Origin of the sequence: Janibacter massiliensis, from assembly GCF_900289115.1 — a bacterium.
In the GTDB taxonomy this organism is placed as follows: domain Bacteria; phylum Actinomycetota; class Actinomycetes; order Actinomycetales; family Dermatophilaceae; genus Janibacter_A; species Janibacter_A massiliensis.
In genome coordinates, this window is the sequence record NZ_LT985196.1 from 569,455 (window position 1) to 592,627 (window position 23,173).

Genomic DNA, 23,173 nt, shown 5'->3' on the forward strand with positions numbered 1-23,173 from the left:
GCGGGGCTCGGTCAGGCGGGGTTGACGGAGACGTCGACCTGCTGCGCGAGGTAGTTCTGCACGCCCGTGGCCCGGATGGCGTCGAGCTGCGACTCGAACCAGTCGGCGTGCTCCTCCTCCTCGCGGGCGGACTCCTCGAAGACGAGGGCCGTCGCGTTGTCGCCGAGCGCGTGACACTCCGAGGCCGCCGAGTTGAACAGGCGGACCGCCGAGACCTCGCTCTCGAGTGCGAGGCGGAGCATCTCCTCGGGCGTCTCCCCGACCTGGATGTGACCCAGGCGCTGGACGTTCGGGTGACCGTCGAACATGAGAATCCGCTGGATGTAGGCGTCCGCGTCCTTCATCTCGCCGATCGACAGGTCGTAGAAGACCTTGCCGAGGCGCGGCAGGCCCCAGTTGTCGAGCATCCGCGCGTTGAGGAAGTACGCGTTGGTGACCGTCAGCTCGAACGTGAGCGCCTCGTTGAGCAGCTCGACGACACGGGGGCTAATGGGCTGCATGGGCGATCTCCCGGTGGAGGCCGGCATCGATCCCGGTGCCGGTGAGGACGGTGGCCACCTCATGCTGGCACTGAATGGCCTTCACCGCGAACACGCACCCGCCGCACTCGGAGCCGGCGCCCGTCCGCTGGCACACCTCGGCGAGGGAATCGGCCCCGGCGTCCACGGCAGCGCGGATCTGCTGGTCGTTGACGACCCGGCAGTGGCACACGATCACGGACGGTCCTCGGCGCGCTGGGAGGGGATGCGAGCGGCGGACCGCCCGAATACTTTAGGTGTGCCTTACCTAAGCACGAGCGGGCCGGGGGTCGCAACCTCCGTCCGGCGCCCGGCATGGACGCCTCGACCCGCTCCCAGCGTGGTCGATTACCGTGATCGGGCGACAAGTTTCCGAGCCTCCGGAGGTCTCCCATGCGTCGCACGACCGTCTCCACGTCCCGGGGTGTCACGTCCCGACGGGTCGCGTCGCGTCGCGGCGCGTCCGTCCTCGTCGCCGCCCTCGCGGTCGCCACCCTCACCGCGTGCGGGGACACCAACGACGACGCGCCGGCCCCGACGCCCCTGAGCGCGACCTCGACCGCCCCCGACAGCACCGCCACCAGCAGCGGCACCAGCTCGGACGATGACTGGACACCGGCCACCTTGACCTCGGGCGGCACCGGTTCCGGCGGGAAGGACGGCGACGGGAAGGCATCGGCCAGCACCGGTTCGGCCGGCTCCACGACCCGCCCGACCGGCGACAAGATCGACCCCGACGAGCTGAGCTCACGGATGACCGCCGCCGTCGCGAAGTTCCCGACGGCCCGCGTCCGCGGCGACGTCGACGGCGGCAGCGACGGCCTCACGCTCACGGTGGAGGGCGACGAGCAGATCGCCTCCTCGCCACAGATGGACCTCGACGTCGAGCTCGAGGACACCACGGCACGGGTGATCGAGACCGGTGGGCAGGTGTACGTCCGCGCAGGCCAGGGCGACTGGATCGCCTTCGCCTCCGACGACGACAGCCACCCGGTCGCGCAGCAGTTCGGGCCGATCATCAAGCGGCTCCGGATCGGCGACACCCTCGACGCCCTGGCTGCGGGCACTCGCGAGGTGCGCGAGCAGGGCACGGTGACCGTCGACGGCGTCCGAACGACCAAGTACGCCCTCGTCGTCGACAGCCGAAAGATGATGGCCGCCTACGGGGACACGATCCCGGACAGCGCGCCCGACACCGTGATCTTCACCGTGTGGCTCGACTCGCGAGACCTGCTGCGGAAGGCCGACTACACGGTCGGCACGACCCACGCCGTCATCCGGACCGACCAGTGGGGCAAGAAGGTGTCGATCTCGGCCCCGAGCTGAGCTGGGGCGATCCGGGGCGACGACGGGCAGCCGTCATCCGGTGTGCGTCAGGGTGAGTCGACGCCGCCGTTGACGTTGAGCGTCTCGCCGATGACGTAGCTGCTCTCCGCCGACGCGAGGAAGACGTACGCCGGGGCGAGCTCGACCGGCTGACCGGCACGGCCGATCGGCTGCCCGACGCCGAACTTCGGCAGCTTCTCCTTCGGCTGGCCCTCGACGACCTGCAGCGGCGTCCAGATCGGGCCCGGCGCGACGAGGTTGACGCGGATCCCCTTCGGCGCGAGCTGCTTGGCCAGCCCCTTGCCGAAGGTGTTCATCGCGCCCTTGGTCATCGCGTAGTCGAGCAGGTGGTCGCTCGGGGAGTACGCCTGGATCGACGTCGTGAGGATGATCGACGCGCCCGCCTCCAGGTGCGGCACGACGTCCTTGAGCAGCCAGAACATCCCGTAGACGTTCGTCTTCACGGTCTCGTCGAACTGCTCGTCGGTGATGTCGGTGATCGCCGGGCGGCTGACCTGCTTGCCGGCGTTGACGACGACGACGTCGAGGCCGCCGAGCTCGGCGATCGCCCGCTCGACGAGCTCGGTGTTGAACTGCCGGTCCCGCACGTCACCGGGGATCGAGACGCCCGTGCGGCCCTCGGCGCGGATGAGCTCGACGATCTTGTCCGCGTCGGGCTGCTCGTCCGGCAGGTGGGTGATCACGACGTCGGCCCCCTCCCGGGCGAAGGCGATCGCCGTCGCGGCGCCGATGCCCGAGTCGCCGCCGGTGATGAGCGCGCGACGGCCCTCGAGCCGGCCGGTGCCTCGGTACGACGTCTCGCCGAGGTCGGCCTTCGGGTCGAGCTTCGCGTCGAGACCGGGGAAGTCCTGGTCCTGCGGGTCGGGCGTGATCTTCGGGTGCCGGTCGACGGGATTGTCCTGGGACAGCTGGTCGTTGGTCATGAGGTGGACGATAGGTCCACGGTGTGTGCGTCACATCACCCCGATGGGGGTGCGAGCGCGCCGCCAGACCCGACGACCCGTTGTCGGATCCCTACGAGAAGGTGGAGCACATGAGCAGCGCTGGCGGATCGACCGAGAACCAGACCACGCCCGTCGTCGTCACGGGCATGACGTGCGGTCACTGCGTCGCGGCCGTCACCGAGGAGCTGTCGGCGATCCCGGGTGTCACCGACGTCGCGGTCGACCTCGTCGCCGGGGGTGACTCGCCGGTGACCATCACGAGCACCGGGCCGATCGAGCACGACGCGATCGTCGCCGCCGTCGAGGAGGCCGGCTACACCGTCGCACGGGGCGGCGAGGCGCCGACCCCGAACCACCCGTGAGCGGCGACCCGGGCTCCCCCGGGTTCGCGGACACCGAGCCGCGCGAGGTCGATCTCGCCATCACCGGGATGACGTGCGCCTCGTGCTCGGCCCGGATCGAGCGCAAGCTGACCCGGCTGGGGACCGACACGAACGTCAACCTCGTCACGGAGAAGGCCCACGTCGTCTTCCGTGAGCCGCTGACCGTCGACGACCTGATCGGCACCGTGCGCGGCATGGGCTACGGCGCGACCGAGATCGTCCCGGCCTCCGCGCGAGCGCGGGCGAAGGCGACGGACCGGGCCGGTGCTGGCGCTGATGGCCCGAGCACCGGCGAGTCGGCCGACGCCGATGCCGTGGCGCACCCGGCCAGCGAACCCGGGGTCGCCGACGACGCGAAGCGGCCGATCGATCCGCGCGCGCGGCTCGCCATCGCCGCCGTCCTGACGATCCCGGTCCTCTTCCTCGCGATGTCCCCCGGCTTCGACGTGCCCTGGAACCCGTGGGCGCAGCTCGTCCTCGCGACGCCCGTCGCCCTGTGGTGTGCGTGGCCGTTCCACCGGGCCGCGGCCCTCAACGCCAAGCACGGCAGCTCGACGATGGACACCCTCGTGAGCATCGGGGTCATCGCCTCGTGGGCGTGGTCGGTCGTCATCCTGCTCGGCTGGGCGACCGGCTGGTGGGGCACGCACGCCGACGGCGGGCACGCGCTGCCCCACCTGTGGTTCGAGACCGCCGCGGTCGTCACGACGTTCCTGCTGCTCGGCCGCTACCTCGAGGAGCGGGCGAAGAACGCGGGCAAGTCGGCGCTGACCTCGTTGGCGTCGCTGTCCGTGCGGGACGTCGCCGTCGAGCGGATCGACGCCCGCACCCGCGCCACGACGGCCGTCCGTATCCCCATCGAGGACCTCGCCGTCGGGGACACCTTCATCGTCCGGCCCGGCGAGCGGCTCGCGACCGACGGCATCGTCCGGGAGGGCACGAGCGCGGTCGACGCCTCGCTCGTCACCGGCGAGTCGGTGCCCGTCGACGTCGTCGCCGGGGACGAGGTCGTCGGGGGTTCGCTCAACGTCAACGGGCGCCTGACCGTCGAGGCCCGCGCGGTCGGCGCGGACACGACGCTCGCCTCGATCACCCGCCTGGTCGAGCAGGCGCAGAACGGCAGCTCGCCCGCGCAGCGGCTCGCCGACCGGGTGAGCGCGGTGTTCGTGCCCGTCGTCCTCGGGCTGGCGCTGCTCACCCTCGCCGGGTGGTGGATCGGCACGGGAAGCTTCGCGACCGCGCTGTCCGCGGCCGTGGCCGTGCTCGTCATCGCCTGCCCGTGCGCGCTCGGGCTCGCGACCCCGACGGCGCTCGTCGCCGGGACCGGCCGGGGCGCCGAGCGGGGGATCCTCATCAAGGGTCCCCAGGTCCTCGAGGACACCCGCGCCGTCGACACCGTCGTCCTCGACAAGACCGGGACGGTGACGACCGGCCACGGTCGGCTTGTCGACGTGACGGCCGCTGGTCGGCTCGACCCCGACGCGGCGCTGCGGGCGGCTGCGGCCGTCGAGTCGGGCAGCGAGCACCCGATCGCACGGGCGGTCGTCGCCGGTGCCACCGAACGCGGCCTGAGCATCCCCGCCGCGACGGGGGTCGAGGCGCTGCCCGGCAGCGGCGCCCGGGGAACGGTGAACGGGACCGAGGTCGTCGTCGGCAAGCCCGAGCTGTTCACCGAGGTTCCCCAGGAGCTGCGGGAGCCGGCGGACGATGCGGAGCAGGCGCACGACGCGGTGCAGGCGAGCCCGCCGGACGGCGCCGCCGGCACGCCGGATCGGGTGGCTGACGCCTCGCGTCTCGTGGCTGACGCCTCGGATCGGGTGGCTGGCACGCGGGTGCTCGTCGGCTGGGGCGGCGTCGCGCAGGCGGCGCTCACCGTGGCCGACGACGTCCGGCCCGAGGCGGGAGAGGCGATCGCTGCCCTCCGCGCGCGGGGGATCGACGTGCGGCTGCTCACCGGCGACTCCGAGCGGGTCGCCCGCGCCGTCGCCGCGCAGGTGGGCATCGACACGGGCGACGGTGGTTCCGTCGTCGCGCAGGTCCGGCCGGAGGACAAGCACGCCGCGATCGAGGCGATGCAGCGCGAGGGTCGGGTCGTGGCCATGGTCGGCGACGGCATCAACGACGCCCCCGCGCTCGTCCAGGCCGACGTCGGGATCGCGATGGGCGGCGGGACCGACCAGGCGAGCGCCTCGGCCGACGTCGTGCTCGTCCGGGACGACCTGCGGGCCGTCGAGGAGGCGCTCGACCTGTCGACCCGCACCGTCCAGGTCATCCGCCAGAACCTCGTGTGGGCGTTCGGTTACAACGTCATCGCGATCCCGATCGCGATGTCCGGCCGGCTCGACCCGATGATCGCCGGGGCCGCGATGGCGCTGTCGAGCGTCACGGTCGTCGGCAACTCGCTCCGGCTGCGCGCGTTCCGTCGCCGCTCCCGCTGACCCACGCGCGTCCGCTGATCCGCTTGCGTCCGCTGACCCGCTTGCGTCCGCTGACCCGCTGCGGCGCCCGTGTGCGTCTGCTGCGCTCCCGCCGAGATACGGGTTTCGGCTCCCATCGCCGTCCGATGAGGACCGAAAGCCGTATCTCGGCGTGGTGGGAGAGGCCGGTGCGGGACGCTGGGATCGGGCCGAGCGGGTCAGCTGGGTGCCTGGGTCAGCTGGGTGCCTGGGTCAGCTGGGTGCTACGCGGGTCAACTGGCTGCGCGGGTCAGGTGGCTGCGCGGGTCAGATGGTGACGGGGCCCTCAGGGGTGTTGAAGACGACCTCGAGCAGGCCCGGCGTGCCGTGCGGCGCGACGAAGGTGAAGTCGATGACCGAGCTCGTCGCGTCGGCCGGCAGGCCCAGCCAGTCGCGCACGCGCCCCGGGTCGCCCGCGAGCGTGAGGGAACCGATCGTCACCTCGGTGCCCGGTGCGACGTCGGCCGACGGGTGCGGCGAGAGCTCCAACCACTGGATGAAGTACGGCAGCTGCGCGTCGGCCATCATCCCCTTGACGCCGATCTGGCACCAGCGGAACTCGCGACCGTCCGGGGTCCGGCGGCCGCCGTCGACCGACTGGCGACCCAGCCGCTCCTCGATGGGCGCCATGTCGTCGACGCGGACGACCCACCCCATCCACCCGCCACCGGCCTCCGACCGGGCGCGGACCGCCTGGCCGAAGGGGGCCTTGTCGGCGCTGGGGTGGTCGAGCACCTCGACGACCTCGACGTAGCGCTCGTGCGCCAGCGGGAGGATGACGTTCCGCGTGCCGAACCGGGGGTGGAGCCCCCCGTCGACCGGTTCCACGCCCAGCTGGTCCGCCAGCCTGCGGGCCGTCGCCTCCAGACCGTCCCGCTCGGCGGCGTACGACACGTGGTCCACTCGCATGCGGTAATCGTGACACGGGCCGGAGGCGCCGGTGACACGGGTGCCCCCGCCGGGGTGAGGGCCAGCCTGCGCTCACCCCGGGTGGGAGTCCTGGCCGGAGAGCCCGCGGCTGCGGTGCCGCAGCGCCTCGTACGCGACGATCGCCGCCGAGGTGGCGACGTTGAGCGAGTTGACCACCCCGTGCATCGGGATGCGGATCCGCTCGTCGGCCGCCTCGAGCGCGGCGTCGGTGAGCCCGTACTTCTCCGTGCCGACCGAGAACGCGACCGGCCCCGACCAGTCGACATCGGTGTGCACGGTCTCGGTGTCCGGGGTCGTCGCGAGGTGCCGGACGCCGTGGTCGGCGAGCCACGCGATGGTCTCGCCGAGCGTCGCCGAGGCGACCGGCACCGAGAACACCGTCGCCTTGCTCCCGCGCACGACGTTCGGGTTGCCCCAGTCGGTCACCGGGTCGACCGCGACGACGAGGTCGATCCCCGCGGCGTCGGCCGTGCGGAGCATCGCCCCGAGGTTGCCGGGCTTCTCGATGCCCTCGCACAGCAGCACGAGCGGGTCGGGCGGCAGGGTCACCTGCGCCAGCGGCAGCCCGGGCGTCGGGACGACGGCGAGGAAACCGTCCGGCCCCTCGCGGTAGGCGGTCTTCTCGAAGGCCGCGCGGGCGACCTCCCACGTCTGCGCCCCGAGCGACCGGGCGCGCTCGACGAGCAGCAGCTGCGCGGCCGGGTCGAGCATGAGCTCGGCGCAGTGGAGGACCACCTCGGGGATCGCGCCGGCGTCCATCGCGAGCGCGAGCTCTTCGTAGCCCTCGACGAGGCAGGTGCCCGAGTCCTCCCGCTCCCGACGCCGACGCAGGGCCGCCACCCCCTTGAGGCGAGGGTTCGCGGGCGACGTGATCTGCAGGTCGGCTGCCGGGGTCAGGACGTGCTCCCGGTAAGGGAGTCGAGGACGTCGGCCAGGCCGTCCTCGAGGACGTCGCCGGTCACCTCGTCGGCCGCGGCCTTGACCTCGTCGGGCGCGTTGCCCATCGCAACCCCGCGGGCGGCCCAGCGGAGCATCTCCAGGTCGTTGCGCTGGTCCCCCACCGCGACCGTGTCGCCCGGCTGGACGCCGAGCTGCCGGCGCAGCTGCTCGAGCGCCGACCCCTTCGAGACGCCCTCCGGGTTGATGTCCAGCCAGGCCGACCAGCCGACGGCGTAGCTCACCTCGTGAAGCCCGATCTGGTCGATGAGCTCGTCGAACTCGGCGCTCGTCGACTCCGGCGAGCGGATCGTCACCCGGGTCACGGGCTCGGCCATGAGCTCCTCCCACGGGACGACCCGCAGCCGGCCGTCGAGCTCACCGTCGGGGAACGGTGCCGACAGCTTGAACCCGACCCCGAGCTCCTCGACCGCGACGACCGGCACGGGCGAGCCGTCCGGCCAGCGCTCGCGGATGACGGTGAGGGCGGGGCGCGGGTCGAAGGTCACCGCCTCGAGCACCTCGAAGCCCTCCTCTCTCGACGGATCGAGCGCGACCGTCACCGCACCGTTCGAGCACACCGCCCGGCCGGTGGTGATCCCCAGCTGGCGGACGATCGGCATCGTCGCGACGACCGCCCGACCGGTCGACATGACGACGTGGTGGCCGGCGTCGACGACCCGCCGGACGGCGTCCCGCACGCGCGGGCTGAGCACCTGGTCGTGCGTGATCGTCGTGCCGTCGATGTCGAGGCAGATCATCAGGGGGCGCGAGCCGGTGCTCTCCATGCCGCCGACCCTAACGGCGCGTTCCCCGCGTCACGGGCGCGGGCGCCCCAGGCGCCAGTAGCCGCTGTGACTGATCCGCCGCCGGTCGAGCCCATGCCCGCGCATCACGTGCCTCCGGGCTGCGGCGACCATCGACCCCTCCCCGCAGATCCACGCGTAGCCGAGACCGGGGATCGGTTCCTGCGCCAGCACGTCGAGCACCGCGGACCCCGGCGCCGCGTCCCCGCGTTCGTGGACGAGCGCGCCGGCCGGGATCGACTCGACCCCAACCGTCTCGACCGAGGGGACCTCGACGTGGACGAGGCTCACGGGCCGGCCCGGCCCGTTCCCGAGCCATTCCTGGATCGCGCACACCGCGGGCAACGCTGTCTCGTCCGCGACGAGCAGCTGGACCCGGTCGACCGCTGCGGCGTCACCGGGCCGCCACCCCGCGTAGACCGACCCCGCCGAGCGCACCCCGACCTCGTCCCCGACGCCGACCCGGCACGCCCACGCCGATCCCGGGCCGCTGTCACCGTGGCGCACGACGTCGACGTCGATCTCCCCGGCCTCGGGCCGGTGCGCACGGATCGTGTACCACCGCAGCGCGGGGCGCTCGCCCTCCGGCATCGCCGCGACGGCCGCGCGCGGGTCGGGCCGGTCGGCTGGCATCACGAGGCGTGCACCCCGCTCGGGCATGAGGAGGCCGACGTACTCGTCGGGGCCGCTGCGCTCGAAGGTCCGGAGGGTGTCGGCGGCGATCGTCAGACGGCGGGTCGCGGTCCCGAGGTCCCGGACGGCGACGACGCGCGCGACCGTCTGCACCTGCTCCTTCCGGGCGGGGGCGAGCGCCATCGTCAGGCCGGCGGCGCGGTGCACGAGGGCGACGGCCCCCTTCTCGATCAGGCCTCCGGTGCTCATCGGGGCTCCTGCGCGATCGGTCGGGGCGCACGGCCCCCGTGGGCTGGTGGGTGGGCGGGGACGACGAGGGGGGTGCCGGTCACCGGGTCGGGGACGACCTGGACCGTCAGCCCGAGCGTGCGTTCGAGGACGGCTGGCGTGAGGACGTCCGCTGGCTCGCCCTGCGCCACCACGCGACCGTCGTGCATCGCGACGATCCGATCGGCGTAGCGGGCGGCGAGGGCGAGGTCGTGGAGGACCATGACGATGGTCGTGCCGGTGGACCCGAGCCGCCGGACGACGTCGAGCACGTCGATCTGGTGGGCGAGGTCGAGGAAGGACGTGGGCTCGTCGAGCAGGAGCACCGGCGCCTGCTGAGCGAGGACGAGCGCGAGCCACACCCGCTGCCGCTGGCCGCCGGAGAGCTCGCCGACGCCCCGGTCGACGAGGTCCCGGGTCCCCGTGACCTCGAGCGCCTCGGCGACCGCGGCGTCGTCCGCAACGGTCCATCGGCCGAACCAGCCGCGGTGGGGGTGCCGGCCGCGCGCGGCGAGCTCGGCGACGGTCGTCCCGGCCGGGACGACCGGGTGCTGCGGGAGGAACGCGATCTGCCGCGCGAGCGCCTTCGCGGGCACATCGGCGACGTCCCGCCCGTCCAGCGTGACCCGACCACCCGCGAGCGGCACGAGTCCGCGTACCGCGCGCAGCAGCGTCGACTTGCCGCAGCCGTTCGGACCGATGATCGCCGTCACGGCGCCGGGCTCGACGTCGAGGTCGACCCCGTCGACCGCCGCCGCGCTCGCCCCCGGGTGGACGAACCGCACGCCGCTCGCCCGCAGCTCCGGCGGCGCGACCGGCGCGCCCCGGGCGACGCACGTGGCGCTCCGCGCGTGCGCGGAGTGCCACTTCTCGGCGTGGGGGCTGGTGGCCATGGGGGTGGTGGTCATCGGACCTCCGTCGGTCGTCGGGTGATGAGCCAGATGAGGAAGGGAGCGCCGATCGCGCCGGTGACGACGCCGACCGGCAGGTTCGTGCCGGGCAGGGCGTAGGCGGCGACGTGATCAGCGGTGACGAGGGTGATCGCGCCGACGAGCGCGGCGGCGACGACCGTCGGCCGACCGCGCAGCAGCCGCCGGGCGATCGGACCGGACAGCAGCGCGACGAACGCGATCGGTCCCGAGAGGGCGCACACCGCCGCGACGAGGAGGACGACGAGGACGAGCACGGCCGCGCGGGTCCGCCGCAGGTCGACGCCGAGCCCGGCAGCGAGGTCGTCGCCGAGCGCGGTGACCTCGCTCACCCTTCCGACGGCGACCGCGAGCGGCAGCAGGGCGAGCGTCGTGAGCGCGAGCCACCGGATGCCGTCCCACGTCGCCGCGCCGAGGCTGCCCGTGACCCACAGGAGCGCCTCGTGCGCCCCCGTGATGCTCGAGCGGAGCAGCACCCACTGGACGAGCGCATGGCACGCGGCGGCCGTCGCGACGCCGCCGACGATCAACCGGGTCGAGGCCCGCGGGCCACGTCCGGCGAGGCCAACGACGAGCGCGGTGGCCACGACCGCGCCGGCGAGGGCGCACCCCGTGACGGCCGGGCCCCGCAGGTCGAGGACGACGGCACCGACGACCGCCCCGAGCCCCGCGCCGGAGGTGACCCCGAGGACATCCGGGCTGGCGACGGGATTGCGCACGTGGTCCTGCAGCAGCGCGCCCGCCGCGCCCAGGCACATCCCGCCGAGCAGTGCGGTGACGGCGCGCGGCAGCTTCGACTCCATGACGACGAAGGTCGCGACGGGGATCATCTCGCCGCGCAGGATGCGGACGAGGTCGACCGGCGTCACCGTGTAGTCACCGAGGAGCACGCGCACCGCCAGGACGCCGACGAGCGTGGCGAGCAGGCCACCGAGGACGACGCCGGTGGTGCGTCGACGGCGCCGGCGCGCGAGGGCGAGCGGCGAACCACAGCCCGGCGACCGGGCGAGCGCGGGCGTGCTCATGCGAGCGTCCGTCGGCGCAGGAGCAGGACGAGGGCGGGCGCCCCGACGAGCGCGACCGTGATGCCCGCGGGCACCTCCCCCGGGGGTGCGAGGACCCGCCCGACGACGTCCGCGATGACGACGAACGCGGCTCCGCACCCGGCCGAGGCCGGGAGAACCGCGAGGTGTCCCGTCCCGACGAGCGGCCGCGCGGCGTGCGGTGCGAGGAAGCCGACGAAGCCGAACGGTCCGGCGACGGCCGTCGCACCAGCGGTGAGCAGTGCCGCGGCCAGGAGCGCCAGGCCGTGGAGCCGTCCGACGTCGTGCCCGAGCGCGGACGCGGCCTCGTCCCCGAGCGCGAGCGCGTCGAGGCCCGGGGCGAGCGCCAGGGCCAGGACCACCCCGCCGAGCAGGAGCAGCGCGACCGGCAGGAGCACACCGACCGACCGCCCGGCGGACGAGCCGACCTGCCACGACCTCAGCTGGTCGAGGGCGCCGCGGTCGGTCAGGAGGATCCCCGTCGCGGCCGAGCTGCACACCGCGGTGAGCGCGGCGCCGACGAGCACGCTCGTCTCGGGTCGTCGGGCGACCGGCACCCGGCGCGTCGCGAGGTGGACGAGCACCCCGACCACGAGCACCCCGACGACGGCGAGGACGCCGACGAGCGAGGACGACCCGATCCCGAGCACGGCGGTGGCGACGACGACCGTGAGCACGGCACCCGCGGTGAGGCCGAGCAGGCCGGGGTCCGCCAGCGGGTTGCGCGAGCTGCCCTGGAGGGTTGCACCGGCCAGACCGAGCGCCGCGCCGACGACCAGCCCGACGACGGTGCGATCGGTGCGGGCCTGCAGCACGCCGGACGTCGACAGCGCGCCCGCACCCACCGCAACCGAGAGCGTGACCGCCGCACCGAGGGCGAGCAGCATCACCGCCGCCGCGACCGCACGGCTTCGGCCGCTCACCGGGTGACCGGGGTTCCGCCCGCCGCCGTCGCGACCTTCGGCATGAACTTCGTCGCCGCGACCTCGATGGACAGCGGGGTGGGGCTGCTCATCGCGTAGGCGACCGTGCGGTCGACCGAGGCGACGTACTGCTTCTTGCGGATCGCCGGGATCGCCGAGACGAGCGGGCTGGCGAGGATCCGGTCGAGCTGCTTCGGCTCGTCGAGGTAGAAGATGAAGACGTCGGCGTCCAGCTCCTCCGCCCGCTCCGCGGACAGCGAGAGGTCGAACGTCTTCTTCGCGCGGGACAGCTCGGCGACGAGCGGCGCGTCCTTCATCCCGAACTCACGGAGCATCTGCGGCCGGAGGTCTCCCGAGCCGTAGAGCCCGAGCGTGCTCGTGTCCTTCGGGTCGATCCAGCCCCACGCGACGGTCTTCCCGCGCAGGTCGTCGAGGTCTTTCTTCGCCCGCTCGATCGTCTCCTCGGTGCGCGCGACCAGATCCTTCGCCGCGTCGGGGCGGCCGACGGCAGCGCCGATCGTCGTCGTCGAGTCCCGCCACGGGGTCGTCCACGGCATGTCGGGGTAGGCGACCGTCGGTGCGATCTTCGAGAGCTTGGCGTACTCGGCCTTCGTCATCCCGGAGTTCACCCCGAGGATGAGGTCCGGCTCGAACGTCGCGATCTCGTCGAGCGGCACCCCGTCGGAGTCGTCGTACCGCTCGACGGCGGAGCCGCTGCTGTTGTTGATGCTCCTGTTCTTGCGGATCTGCTCGTCGAACCAGTCGGTCGAGCCCTTCGCGTTCCCGCCCCAGGTGATCTTCGCGGCCGCCGCCGGGACGAGGCCGAGGGCGGCGACGACGTCCTGGTCCGACCAGCCGATCGTCACGACCCGCTGCGGCGCGCTCTGCACCGTCGTCGACCCGAAGGCGTGCTCGAGGGTCACCGGCAGCGCACCGTCCTCGACCTCCCCGCTCGCGCCGGTCGAGCCGCCCTGTCCGTCGGCGGGTCCGGTCGAGCAACCCGCGGCCAGGAGGAGCGGACTGGCCAGGGCGAAGGAGAGGGCGGTGCGGCGGCGCATCGAGGGGTCCGTTTCGGGGTCGGAGACAGGTCGCTCGGCCATGACAATGAGGTTAGCCATGCCTAAGTAAGGCTTACCTAAGCAACGTAGCCCGGTGGTGTCAACCGTCGCCAGGGCAGCGCGGTCGGGACCGAGCCGGCCGAGCACCCGGGCGCGTGACCGAGGCCTCAGGACTCGCGGGCGGGGAGGATCCCGTCGAGGAGGACGTCCAGTCCGGGGAGCGGCGGGGCGGCGGCTGTCTCGAGCGCAGCGGTGAGCGGGAAGTCCGCGGGGTCGACCTGCGCCAGCGCCCGCTCCCCACCGGGGGTGAGGGTGGCACTCGCCTCGAACAGCGCGTGCGCCTGGACGTACGTCGTCAGGGCGTACGTCGCCGCTGCCGCCCGGGCCGGCTCGAGCCCCTGCGCGGCGAGGAACCGCAGCAGGGCCTCGTTGAGCGCGAGCGCGTGGGGTCCGACGATCCGTCGACGGGCGAGCACGTCCGCGAGCCCGGGGCTCGCGGTGAGGACCTCGACCGCCGACGCGACGAACCGACCCAGCCGGGCGGGAGCGTCGGGGACCGACCCGTCGACGGCCAGAGGCGCGAGCGGGATACGTCCGACGAAGGCGTCGCCGACCGCGTTGAGCAGGTCATCCATGTCGGCGAAGTACGTGTACATGGCCGTCGGTGTGGCGCCGGCCGCCGCCGCGACCGACCGCAGCGACAGCACGCCCCCTCCCTCGACGAGCCCGACGGCGGCGGCGACGAAGCGATCGGCGTCGAGGTCTCCGCGCGGGCCCCGACGGGACGCCGGGGACCCGCCCGTCGGCGCAGCGGCGTTTCCGTCGGCTGCCGGGGGCGTTCGTGAGGACTTCTTGCGGACCATCACTCACCACGGTAGCGTCCCGATTTGTGCAGCGAACAAACAGCGTGCCTCGGATCACCGGTCGGGCCGCGGCCGGGCTGGTGCTCGGGTACCTGCTCGCGCTCGCGGGGATGGTCGCGCTGTGCGCCGGATTCGCCGCTGGCGGGCACGACATCCCGCCGTGGGCCATCGCGGTCGGCCGATGGATCCCGGCCCTGGCGAGCCTTCTCGCGCTGCTCGTCGTCCCCCTCGTCCCCCGACGCGGACGCGCGGCCGAGCAGACCGACGGCTCCCGAGCAGAGGGCCGGCCGACGCGCCTGGCGGACATCTGGCGACTGCGCCCGGGCGGGTGGAGGGGCCTGCTTCGTGCGTGGTACGCCGCGATGGCCGTGACGGCGGTCGCGACGATCGTCCCGGCGATCGTCGCGGGCGTCGTCACGGGCACCATGCCGAAGGGGCCCCTGCCGCTCGCGTCGGTCGTGCCCCTGCTCGTCATCGGCAGCAGCCTGCTCGTCGTGAGCACGATCGGCGAGGAGGTCTTCTGGCGCGGCCACGCCCACACCGTCCTGCGGGCGCTGGGGTTCTGGCCGATGGCGCTCGTCGTCGCGATCGCGTGGGCCGCGTGGCACGTCCCGATGCAGTGGCTCTACTGGCGCCAGGGCACGTTCACGGCCACGGAGTCGATCGCGCTCACGGTCGGGATCGCGGCGTGGGCGCCCCTGCTCGCCGCCCTCGTCGAGCGGTTCGGGTCCGTCTGGCCGGCTGCTGCCGCCCACGCCGTGCCCTTCTCCGCGGGCAACCTCCTACGGGAGGGCGCGATGGACGAGACCGCCCCGTTCTGGGTGGTCAACGCGCTCACCTGGGTCGTCATGCTCGCCCTCGCCGCGGTCGTGATCCGCTGGCGCGGCGGCGGGCGCGAGGAGGTCGGTGCCCGGGAGCCGACCCCCTCGTAGGCTGGATCCATGCCGGAAGCGAGCGTCCCCGCCGCGTTCGAGCGGTGGGAACGCCCCGCCCCGCCGATCGGGCGCCGCGACATCGGCCTGAGCGTCGTCGTCGGCATCCTCGCGATCGTCCTCCTCGAGCTCGTCCGTCGCCTCGGCGCCCTGGAGACGGTCGGCGCGGACCCGTGGGTCCAGCGCGCCGCCACGCTCGCGGTCGCCGCCCTCCTCGTGGCCCGGCGTCGTCACCCGCTCGTCGTCGCCGGGCTCGCGGCCGCGCACATGTTCGTCGTCGGCGTGACGATGCCGCTGGTCATGGCGCAGATGAGCCTGCAGGTCGTGTACTTCGTCGCGTTCTTCTCGGCCACGGCCTGGGCCAGGGACCGCGCAGCGGCAGCGATCGTGTGCACCGGGATCGTCCTCGTCATGGCCCTGTGGATCGCCTGGAACTTCGCGTACGGCTCGGGGGTGGAGGACATCGTCGACGCGAACCAGGGTGCACCGACCGGTGGCGGGGTCGCCACCGCAGCCATCCTCATCACGGTGATCATCAACGTCCTCTACTTCGGGGGCGCCATCCAGCTCGGCCGGGTCACGTGGCGGGCGGCCCGGGCCCGCGCGGTCCTCGCCCACCAGGCGGAGACGATCGCCGACCAGTCCAGCCGCCTGCGTACCCAGGCGGTCGTCGACGAGCGGCTGCGGATCGCGCGTGAGCTCCACGACGTCGTCGGCCACCACATCGCGGGCGTCGGCCTCCACGCGGGGGCGGCCCGCCGGCTCGTGCGCACCGACCCGGTCGCCGCCGCCGAGGCGATGGCGACCGTCGAGTCGAGCGCCACCGACGCCGTCGCCCAGCTGCGCGGCCTGCTCGGGGCGCTGCGGATGCCCGATGGTGACGGGGACACGGGCCGGGTGGACGAGACGGGCCGGACGAACGTCACGAGCGACACGAACGAGGGCCAGCTCGAACCGGGAAAGCAGCCCGACCGGTCGCCCGGACCCGCGCTCGCTGACCTGCCCGCGCTGCTCGATCAGGTGCGCGACCGGCTCGACGTCGAGCTGACGACCGCGAGCGAACCGCCCGGCGCGCTCGAGGACGTGCCGCCGGCGGTCGGGGCCGCGCTCTACCGGGTCGTCCAGGAGTCGCTGACGAACGTCCGGCGGCACAGCACGGCCGACTCGGCACGCGTGGCGCTGCGGTGCGTCCGCCACGGCAGCAGCCCGCACGTCGAGGTCGAGGTCACCGACTCGGGTCGACCCCGCAATGGCACCTCCGGCTCCGGGCTGGGGCAGCTCGGGATCCGCGAACGGGTCGCCGGGCTCGGTGGCACCGTCGACATCGGGCCCCGCGTCACCGGGGGCTACCGCGTGCGCGTGCGCATCCCGCTGGCAGGCTCGCGGTCGTGAGCACGCAGGGCACGCAGGTCGCGCCGGACCCGCAGGACGGCTCGAACCGCACCGACGGGGGGCCGCTGCGCGTCCTCGTCGCCGACGACCAGCCGATCGTCCGATCCGGCCTGACGATGGTGCTCGGGACCGAGCCGGGGATCGAGGTCGTCGGCGAGGTCACCGACGGGGCGCAGGCGATCGAGCTCGCCCGCCGGCTGGCCCCCGACCTCGTCCTCATGGACGTCCAGATGCCCGGCACGGACGGCATCGAGGCCACCCGGACGATCACCTCGAGCAGCGACACCAGGGTCGTCGTCCTCACGACCTTCGACCGAGACGACTACCTCTTCGCCGCGCTCGAGGCCGGGGCCAGCGGCTTCCTCCTCAAGACCGCCGGGAGCGACCAGCTCGTCGAGGCCGTCCTCGCCGTCGGGCAGGGGCACGCGCTGCTCGCCCCCGAGGTGACGGCGCGGGTCATCCGCCGCACCCTCGCCGCGCGGGCCGCCGCCCCGACCGGGAGCACCACCTCCCCCGGGGTCGTCACCGATCCGGGGCTCTCGCTGCTTACCGGCCGCGAGCGCGAGGTGCTCGGTCTCGTCGGGGCCGGGCTGTCGAACGCCGAGATCGCCGCCGAGCTCGTCATCGGGGAGGCAACGGTGAAGACCCACGTCTCGAACGTGCTGGCCAAGCTGCACCTGCGCGACCGCGTCCAGGCCGTCGTCCGTGCGCACGAGTGCGGCATCGTCGCGGGCACCCGACCGCGCGGCTGAGTCGTCCCCCGACGGGCGGAGGAGAGCACCGCCGAAGATCCGCCGCGCGACGGATCCGGCCCGGGGCGCTCGTCCGTAGCGTCGAGGGCATGGACATCACCACCAGCGCGAACGAGATCAGGGCAGAGCACCTGACCCGCCGGTTCGGGGACGTCACGGCCGTCGACGACGTGTCGCTGACGATCCCGGGCGGGCGGATGACGGGCTTCGTCGGCGGGAACGGCGCCGGCAAGACGACGACGATGCGGATGATCATGGGCGTCCTGCAGCCCACCGAGGGCGCGGTCCTCTGGCAGGGCCGACCGATGACCGCCGACGACCGCCGCACGTTCGGCTACATGCCCGAGGAGCGCGGCCTCTACCCCAAGCAGAAGGTCGGCGAGCAGCTCGTCCACCTCGCCCGCCTGGCGGGGCTGTCCGCGGCCGACGCCCGGGCGAGCGTGGAGGAGCACCTCGAGCGTCTCGGCCTGGCCCACCGCGCGGGTGACCCCGTCGAGAAGCTCTCGCTCGGCAACCAGCAGCGGGTGCAGATCATCGCCGCGGTGATGACGCGCCCCGCGGCCCTCGTCCTCGACGAGCCGTTCTCCGGCCTCGACCCCGACGCCGTCGACTCGATGGCCGACCTGCTGCGCGAGCACGTCGCCCGCGGGATCCCCGTCCTCTTCTCCAGCCACCAGCTCGATCTTGTCGAGCAGCTGTGCGACCGGCTCGTCATCCTCTCCGGCGGCCGCAAGCGCGCCGAGGGAACGGTCACCGAGCTCCGCAGCGCCGGGGCCCAGCGGCACCGGGTCACCCTTCGTGGGGACGCCGGCTGGCTGCGGGACCTGCCCGGCCTGGACGTCGTCGACGTCGACGGGCGCGAGGCGGTGCTCGAGCTGCTCGGCGACGAGACGCAGCGCCGCGCCACCCTCGACCGGCTCCTCACCGAGGCGACCGCTCGCGGCGGCCTCGACGCGATCGCCCCCATCGTCCCCCGCCTGAGCGACATCTACCGAGAGGTCACGGCATGAGCACGCAGACGACCCCGACCCCGAGCAGCGCGAACCGGACCACCCCGGCCCAGACCCCGCGCGCCTCGGCCCGCGGCGCCTGGCGGCTCATCGCCCAGCGCGAGATCCTCGTCAAGCTGCGGGACAAGAGCTTCATCTTCTCGACGTTCCTCACCCTCGCGATCATCGGTGCGTCGATCGGCTGGCAGGCGTGGAACGCCGACCGGCACCGCGACTACACGATCGTCGCGGTGGCCGACGACGCGGCGATGGCCGACACGATCGCCACGGCCGCGGAGCAGTCCGGCGACAACGTCGGGATCACGGTGACGCGCGTGCCCGACGGCGGCGCCGCCAAGGCGGCTCTCGCCGACGGGTCGGCCGACGGGTGGCTCCACGAGGACGGCGGCACGTGGACGCTCACGGGCCAGCGAGAGGTCGACGACCGGCTGGAGGGTCTGACGACGGAGACGGTCGGCGGGGTCGTTCGGGCGCAGAACGCCCAGCGCGCGGGCACCGATCTCGCGGCCATCGAGAAGGGCACGGAGGTGAGGACCGCCCTCGTCGTCGGCGACCAGAAGGAGCAGCTGGTCGCGAAGGTCGTCGGCCTGGCGATGACGTTCCTCTTCTCCTTCGCGGCGCTGCTCTTCGGGATCGCTCTGGCGACGAGCGTCGTCGAGGAGAAGCAGTCGCGGATCGTCGAGATCATCACCGCCTCGATCCCCGTCCGGCAGCTGCTGCTCGGCAAGGTCGTGGGGAACGTCCTGCTCGCGATCGGCCAGCTCGTGCTCTACACGACCGTCGCGCTCGTCGGGGTGTCGTTCACCCCGTTCGCGTCGATGATCCCCGCGATGTCGAGCGGCCTGCTGTGGTTCGTCCTCTTCTTCGTCGTCGGGTTCACGGTCATCGCGACGCTGTACGCCGTCGCGGGGGCGCTGGCCAGCCGGACCGAGGACGTCCAGTCGACGTCGGTGCCCGTGACGATGCTCGTCATGCTCATGTTCTTCGGGGCGATGTTCCTCGACGGGGCGCCGAAGACGGTCGCCTCTTTCGTCCCGCCCCTGTCCGCGGTGCTCATGCCGATGCGGATCGTCGAGGGGACGGCGCAGTGGTGGGAGCCGGTCCTCGCGCTCGCCCTCCTGCTCGGGGCCGGTCTCGGGGTCGTGCTCGCCGCGGAGCGGATCTACCGCCGGGCGCTGCTGCAGACCGGCGGCAAGCTCACCGTCCGCCAGGCGTGGACCGCGGAGACGTGACGGCCGGCCGACGGGCGACGTGACCGTCGGTTGACACCGATCGGCTAACAGTGTTCACTCAGTGAAGTGAACACTGTTAGCCGAGTCCTCGTCACCGTTCCCGTGGCCCTCGTCGCCGTCGTCGCGACCTCCTGGGTCTGGAGCCGGACCCACCCCCATGTCATCCGCACCGAGCGCGTCATCGACGCCCCGCCCGAGCGGGTGTGGGCCGTCCTCGAGGCGAACGAGCGCTGGTCGGAGTGGAACCCGTCGATCGTCCGGAGCAGAGGTCGCTTCGTCGAGGGCGGCACGGTGACGAACACCGTCCGCTCGGGCGACGGGACCATGACGTTCACCCCGACGATCCTCTCGCTCGAACCCGACCGCGAGCTGCGGTGGCGCGGGACCTACTACGTGCGTGGCCTGGCCGACGGCGAGCACTCCTTCGTCCTCGAGCCGCTGCCGGGTCGCCGGACCTGGCTCGTCCAGGAGGAACGCTTCGTCGGTGCCCTCGTCCCGTTCGCGGGCCGCACGCTCGACCTCGAGGACGACTTCGAGGCGGTGAACGAGGCCCTCGCGCGACGGGTCGAGGCGGACGTACCGTCCACCCCGTGACCCGCACACCCCCCGGCACGCTGCCCGAACCGGCCGTTCCCGAACCGGCCGTTCCCGAGCGCAGCGCCCGGGTGGCCTCGATCGTCGGGGCCACGCGCGCGATCCTCGTCGAGCAGGGTTGGGAGGCGGTCTCGATGCGGACCATCGCCGCCGCGCTCGGGATCACCGCGCCCTCGCTGTACAAGCACGTGAAGAACAAGGACGCCCTCGCTGCGCTCCTCATCACCGACGGCCTGCTCGCCATGGGCACCGGGCTGCACGCCGCGATCGCTCGCGACCCGTCACCCGCGGCGCTGCTGCCCGCCTACCGCCGGCTGGCGCTCGGCGACCCCGAGGTCTACCGGCTCGCGACGAGTGGCCCGCTCGATCGCGACGCGCTGCCCGACGGGCTCGAGGAGTGGGCCGGCTCGCCGTTCTTCCTCGTCACCGGCGACCCGCACCGCGCCCAGGCGCTGTGGGCCTGCGCGCACGGCATGGCGATCCTCGAGGTCGACGGCCGCTTCCCCGACCCGCGCGAGCTCGACTCCACGTGGGAGGCCGCCGCGCGGCAGTTCGCCTGACGTCAGGCGGGCGCGATGACGTCGAGGCCGACGAACGGGCGCAGCGCCTCGGGCACGACGACCGAGCCGTCCGCCTGCTGGTGGTTCTCGAGGATCGCGACGAGCCAGCGCGTCGTCGCGAGCGTCCCGTTGAGCGTCGCCGCGACCTGGGTGCGGCCCTCGGCGTCGCGGAACCGGGTGTTCAGCCGCCGCGCCTGGTACGTCGTGCAGTTGCTCGTCGAGGTCAGCTCCCGGTGCCGGCCCTGGGTGGGGACCCACGCCTCGCAGTCGAACTTCCGGGCCGCCGGACCGCCGAGGTCGCCGGCCGCCGTGTCGATGACCCGATAGGGCACCTCGATGCGCGCGAGCATCTCCTTCTCGAACCCCAGGAGCTGCTCGTGCTCGGCCTGCGCCTGCTCCGGGTCGCAGTAGACGAACATCTCGAGCTTGTTGAACTGGTGGACGCGGATGATGCCGCGGGTGTCCTTGCCGTACGAGCCGGCCTCGCGCCGGTAGCACGTCGACCAGCCCGCGTACCGCCTCGGGCCGTCCGACAGATCGAGGATCTCGTCCGCGTGATACCCGGCGAGCGCCACCTCGGAGGTCCCCGTGAGGAAGAGGTCGTCCGCGGGCAGCTGGTAGACCTCCTCCTCGTGGGCGTCGATGAAGCCCGCGCCGGCCATGACGTCGCGCCGCACGAGGGTCGGGGTGATCATCGGGACGAAACCACGCTCCACCGCGAGCTGCAGCCCCATCTGGAGCAGCCCGAGCTCGAGCCGCGCACCCGGCCCGGTGAGGAAGTAGAAGCGGCTGCCGCCGACCTTCGTCCCGCGCTCCATGTCGATGGCACCGAGCGCCTCGCCGAGCTCGAGGTGGTCCTTGGGCTCGAAGCCCTCGGCGGCGAAGTCCCGAGGGGTGCCGACCTCCTCGAGCACGACGTAGTCGTCCTCGCCCCCGGTGGGAACGCCGTCGACGATGACGTTGCCGACCCGCCGCAGCAGCGCGTCGAGCTCGACCTGGGCCTCGTCCTTCGCGGCGTCGAGCTCCTTGACCCGCGCGGCGACCTCCTTGGTCCGCGCGAGCAGGGCCTGCTTCTCCTCGCCCCGGGACTTCGCCACGGACCTGCCCATCGCCTTCTGCTCCGCGCGCAGCGCCTCGAACTCGGCGATCGTCGCCCGGCGTCGCTCGTCCCCCGCGAGGATCTCGTCGATGAGCCCGGGGTCCTCCCCGCGGGCGCGCTGGCTGGCGCGGACGACGTCGGGGTTCTCGCGCAGGAGCTTGATGTCGATCACGCGGTCGAGGTTACCGGCGCGCCCGCGCCCGCCCCGCTCTCGCCGGGTCCACCCGGCCCGCGCGGTCGCACCTGCTTGCCCCGCTCCTTCCGGCGCTTCTCCAGCCGGGCCATCGCCGGTGTCGCGAGCACCCCGTGGAGGATGACCGACAGGACGATGGTGAACGCGACGGTCGACCACAGCCACCGCTGGCCGTCGAAGGCAGCCGCCCCCGTCGCGTACGCGAGGTAGTAGAGCGAGCCGATGCCGCGCACCCCGAAGAACGCGGTGACGAGCCGCTCGCGGGAGTCGAGGCCGGAGACCTCCTTCGCCTTCGCGTGCCCCACGCGGAGCGCGAGGAGCGCCGAGAGGGGCCGCACGACGAGGACGAGGACGAGCGCGAGGAGGGCGCCGCGCCAGTCGAGGTGGGCCAGGAGCCCGTGGGTGAGCGCCATCCCGAGCAGGAGGAGGACGAAGAGGGTCATGAGCCGCTCGAGCCGCTCGACGACCTGGTGCATGTGCTCGTGGTACTCGTTGCCGCGTTCGGCGGAGCGGAGCGTCATCGCGGCGACGAAGACGGCGAGGAAGCCGTACCCGTGGAGAACCTCGGACGTGCCGTACGCGAGGAGCAGCGCGGCGAACGCCAGGAGCGGCTCGCCCTGCTCGGCCATCCGCAGCGATGGTGACGGGGCCCGGAAGGCGATCTTCGCCAGCACCCACCCGACGGCCAGGCCCGTGAGCACGCCGACCGCGACCTTGCCGACCAGCTCCCACCCGAACCACCCGGCGCCCCAGCTCGCGAACGCCCCCTCCGTCGCGGCGAGGATCGCGGCGTAGACGAACGGGAAGGCGAGCCCGTCGTTGAGCCCCGCCTCGGAGGTGAGCGCGAAGCGGACCTCGTCCTCCTCGTCGATCTCGTCCTCGTGGCCCTCGGTGACGGGCCCCTCGACCTGGATGTCCGAGGCGAGGACGGGGTCCGTCGGCGCGAGGACGGCCCCGAGGAGGAGCGCGGTCGCCGGAGCGAGCCCGAGCAGACCCCAGCCGAGGAGTGCGACCGCCCCGATGCACAGCGGCATCGCGAGGAGCAGCAGCCGCCAGGTCACCGACCAGCGGCGGATGCTGCTCCAGCTGCGGAGATCGAGCGGACGGTCCAGCGCCAGCCCGACACCCATGAGCGCGAGGAGGACGGTGACCTCCGTGACGTGCTCGACGACCGCGCGGTTCTCGACGGGGTCGAGGACGAGGCCGTCCGGGGTGGGGAGGAGCCCGATGAGCATGCCCATCGCGAGGAGCACGATCGGCGCGCTGATGGCGGCCTTGTGCAGGAGCGAGGGGAGGACGACCGCGGCGAGGAGGGCGATCCCCGACACGAGGAAGACGACGTCGGCGGTCACCGCGTCACCCTACGTCGCCGA

General features: G+C 73.3%; 24 protein-coding genes. 10 read left to right on the forward strand and 14 right to left on the reverse strand.

Going from position 1 to position 23,173, the window contains the following annotated elements:
• Positions 1-11: 11 nt before the first annotated feature.
• Both bfr and DAA34_RS02805 read right to left on the reverse strand, forming a co-directional pair.
• Entirely contained in the window at positions 12-500 is a 489-nt protein-coding gene (gene bfr, locus DAA34_RS02800) for a bacterioferritin (protein WP_106817523.1), read from the reverse strand.
• Positions 487-717 carry a (2Fe-2S)-binding protein gene (locus tag DAA34_RS02805; protein ID WP_106817524.1) on the reverse strand — a complete coding sequence of 77 codons (231 nt, stop codon included), beginning with the start codon at positions 715-717 and terminating at the stop codon, positions 487-489. The genes bfr and DAA34_RS02805 overlap by 14 nt, the downstream gene beginning before the upstream one ends.
• 194 nt (positions 718-911) lie before the next feature.
• On the opposite strand from DAA34_RS02805, the gene DAA34_RS02810 reads away from it, so the two are divergent.
• Positions 912-1,844, forward strand: coding sequence for a hypothetical protein (locus DAA34_RS02810; RefSeq protein WP_106817525.1), 933 nt, complete (start codon positions 912-914; stop codon positions 1,842-1,844).
• Positions 1,845-1,891: 47 nt separating this feature from the next.
• Here DAA34_RS02810 and DAA34_RS02815 read toward each other — a convergent pair whose 3' ends face one another.
• Positions 1,892-2,788 carry an SDR family oxidoreductase gene (locus tag DAA34_RS02815; protein ID WP_106817526.1) on the reverse strand — a complete coding sequence of 299 codons (897 nt, stop codon included), beginning with the start codon at positions 2,786-2,788 and terminating at the stop codon, positions 1,892-1,894.
• 110 nt (positions 2,789-2,898) lie between these two features.
• Between DAA34_RS02815 and DAA34_RS02820 the strand changes: the two genes are divergently transcribed.
• Together DAA34_RS02820 and DAA34_RS02825 are read left to right on the forward strand one after the other, a co-directional pair.
• Entirely contained in the window at positions 2,899-3,171 is a 273-nt protein-coding gene (locus tag DAA34_RS02820) for a heavy-metal-associated domain-containing protein (RefSeq protein ID WP_106819725.1), read from the forward strand.
• A complete protein-coding gene (locus DAA34_RS02825; RefSeq protein WP_325027414.1) occupies positions 3,168-5,630 on the forward strand; it encodes a heavy metal translocating P-type ATPase in 2,463 nt (820 codons plus the stop codon). Before DAA34_RS02820 ends, DAA34_RS02825 begins: the two co-directional genes overlap by 4 nt.
• 285 nt (positions 5,631-5,915) lie before the next feature.
• Here the strand turns inward: DAA34_RS02825 and DAA34_RS02830 are convergent, their stop codons facing one another.
• The 9 genes from DAA34_RS02830 to DAA34_RS02870 all read right to left on the reverse strand — a co-directional run bounded on the left by DAA34_RS02830 (position 5,916) and on the right by DAA34_RS02870 (position 14,036).
• Positions 5,916-6,557 carry a VOC family protein gene (locus DAA34_RS02830; RefSeq protein ID WP_106817527.1) on the reverse strand — a complete coding sequence of 214 codons (642 nt, stop codon included), beginning with the start codon at positions 6,555-6,557 and terminating at the stop codon, positions 5,916-5,918.
• Between the two features lie 72 nt (positions 6,558-6,629).
• Positions 6,630-7,457 carry an RNA methyltransferase gene (locus DAA34_RS02835; protein ID WP_106819727.1) on the reverse strand — a complete coding sequence of 276 codons (828 nt, stop codon included), beginning with the start codon at positions 7,455-7,457 and terminating at the stop codon, positions 6,630-6,632.
• Between the two features lie 14 nt (positions 7,458-7,471).
• Entirely contained in the window at positions 7,472-8,302 is an 831-nt protein-coding gene (locus tag DAA34_RS02840) for an HAD family hydrolase (protein WP_106817528.1), read from the reverse strand.
• A 30-nt stretch (positions 8,303-8,332) separates the two neighbouring features.
• Positions 8,333-9,202 carry a siderophore-interacting protein gene (locus tag DAA34_RS02845; protein WP_106817529.1) on the reverse strand — a complete coding sequence of 290 codons (870 nt, stop codon included), beginning with the start codon at positions 9,200-9,202 and terminating at the stop codon, positions 8,333-8,335.
• Entirely contained in the window at positions 9,199-10,128 is a 930-nt protein-coding gene (locus DAA34_RS02850) for an ABC transporter ATP-binding protein (protein ID WP_234354078.1), read from the reverse strand. The genes DAA34_RS02845 and DAA34_RS02850 overlap by 4 nt, the downstream gene beginning before the upstream one ends.
• Complete coding sequence (locus DAA34_RS02855; RefSeq protein ID WP_106817530.1) at positions 10,125-11,174, reverse strand: FecCD family ABC transporter permease; 1,050 nt, start codon at positions 11,172-11,174, stop codon at positions 10,125-10,127. The genes DAA34_RS02850 and DAA34_RS02855 overlap by 4 nt, the downstream gene beginning before the upstream one ends.
• Positions 11,171-12,115 carry a FecCD family ABC transporter permease gene (locus DAA34_RS02860; RefSeq protein ID WP_199847406.1) on the reverse strand — a complete coding sequence of 315 codons (945 nt, stop codon included), beginning with the start codon at positions 12,113-12,115 and terminating at the stop codon, positions 11,171-11,173. The genes DAA34_RS02855 and DAA34_RS02860 overlap by 4 nt, the downstream gene beginning before the upstream one ends.
• Positions 12,112-13,215 carry an iron-siderophore ABC transporter substrate-binding protein gene (locus tag DAA34_RS02865; RefSeq protein ID WP_158707569.1) on the reverse strand — a complete coding sequence of 368 codons (1,104 nt, stop codon included), beginning with the start codon at positions 13,213-13,215 and terminating at the stop codon, positions 12,112-12,114. Before DAA34_RS02865 ends, DAA34_RS02860 begins: the two co-directional genes overlap by 4 nt.
• A gap of 125 nt (positions 13,216-13,340) precedes the next feature.
• On the reverse strand, positions 13,341-14,036 hold the full coding sequence (locus DAA34_RS02870; protein WP_158707570.1) for a TetR/AcrR family transcriptional regulator C-terminal domain-containing protein: 696 nt from the start codon (positions 14,034-14,036) through the stop codon (positions 13,341-13,343).
• Positions 14,037-14,062: 26 nt separating this feature from the next.
• Between DAA34_RS02870 and DAA34_RS02875 the strand changes: the two genes are divergently transcribed.
• From DAA34_RS02875 to DAA34_RS02905, 7 genes are all read left to right on the forward strand, one after another.
• A complete protein-coding gene (locus DAA34_RS02875; protein ID WP_158707571.1) occupies positions 14,063-14,968 on the forward strand; it encodes a CPBP family intramembrane glutamic endopeptidase in 906 nt (301 codons plus the stop codon).
• A 9-nt stretch (positions 14,969-14,977) separates the two neighbouring features.
• The gene (locus tag DAA34_RS02880) at positions 14,978-16,360 is read left to right on the forward strand and encodes a sensor histidine kinase (protein WP_106817534.1); all 1,383 of its coding nucleotides are present in this window, start codon (positions 14,978-14,980) and stop codon (positions 16,358-16,360) included.
• Positions 16,357-17,112 (forward strand): response regulator, encoded by a 756-nt coding sequence (locus tag DAA34_RS02885; protein WP_106817535.1) that lies wholly within the window; start codon positions 16,357-16,359, stop codon positions 17,110-17,112. The genes DAA34_RS02880 and DAA34_RS02885 overlap by 4 nt, the downstream gene beginning before the upstream one ends.
• A gap of 89 nt (positions 17,113-17,201) precedes the next feature.
• On the forward strand, positions 17,202-18,122 hold the full coding sequence (locus DAA34_RS02890) for an ABC transporter ATP-binding protein (protein WP_106817536.1): 921 nt from the start codon (positions 17,202-17,204) through the stop codon (positions 18,120-18,122).
• Positions 18,119-19,354 carry an ABC transporter permease gene (locus tag DAA34_RS02895; RefSeq protein WP_106817537.1) on the forward strand — a complete coding sequence of 412 codons (1,236 nt, stop codon included), beginning with the start codon at positions 18,119-18,121 and terminating at the stop codon, positions 19,352-19,354. Before DAA34_RS02890 ends, DAA34_RS02895 begins: the two co-directional genes overlap by 4 nt.
• Before the next feature lie 66 nt (positions 19,355-19,420).
• Positions 19,421-19,948, forward strand: coding sequence for an SRPBCC domain-containing protein (locus tag DAA34_RS12395; protein WP_106817538.1), 528 nt, complete (start codon positions 19,421-19,423; stop codon positions 19,946-19,948).
• Positions 19,945-20,508: a TetR/AcrR family transcriptional regulator gene (locus DAA34_RS02905; RefSeq protein WP_106817539.1), complete on the forward strand. Its 564-nt coding sequence runs from the start codon at positions 19,945-19,947 to the stop codon at positions 20,506-20,508. Before DAA34_RS12395 ends, DAA34_RS02905 begins: the two co-directional genes overlap by 4 nt.
• A 2-nt stretch (positions 20,509-20,510) precedes the next feature.
• Here DAA34_RS02905 and serS read toward each other — a convergent pair whose 3' ends face one another.
• Together serS and DAA34_RS02915 are read right to left on the reverse strand one after the other, a co-directional pair.
• Complete coding sequence (gene serS / locus DAA34_RS02910; protein ID WP_106817540.1) at positions 20,511-21,779, reverse strand: serine--tRNA ligase; 1,269 nt, start codon at positions 21,777-21,779, stop codon at positions 20,511-20,513.
• Positions 21,776-23,152: a cation:proton antiporter gene (locus DAA34_RS02915; RefSeq protein WP_106817541.1), complete on the reverse strand. Its 1,377-nt coding sequence runs from the start codon at positions 23,150-23,152 to the stop codon at positions 21,776-21,778. Before DAA34_RS02915 ends, serS begins: the two co-directional genes overlap by 4 nt.
• Positions 23,153-23,173: the final 21 nt, after the last annotated feature.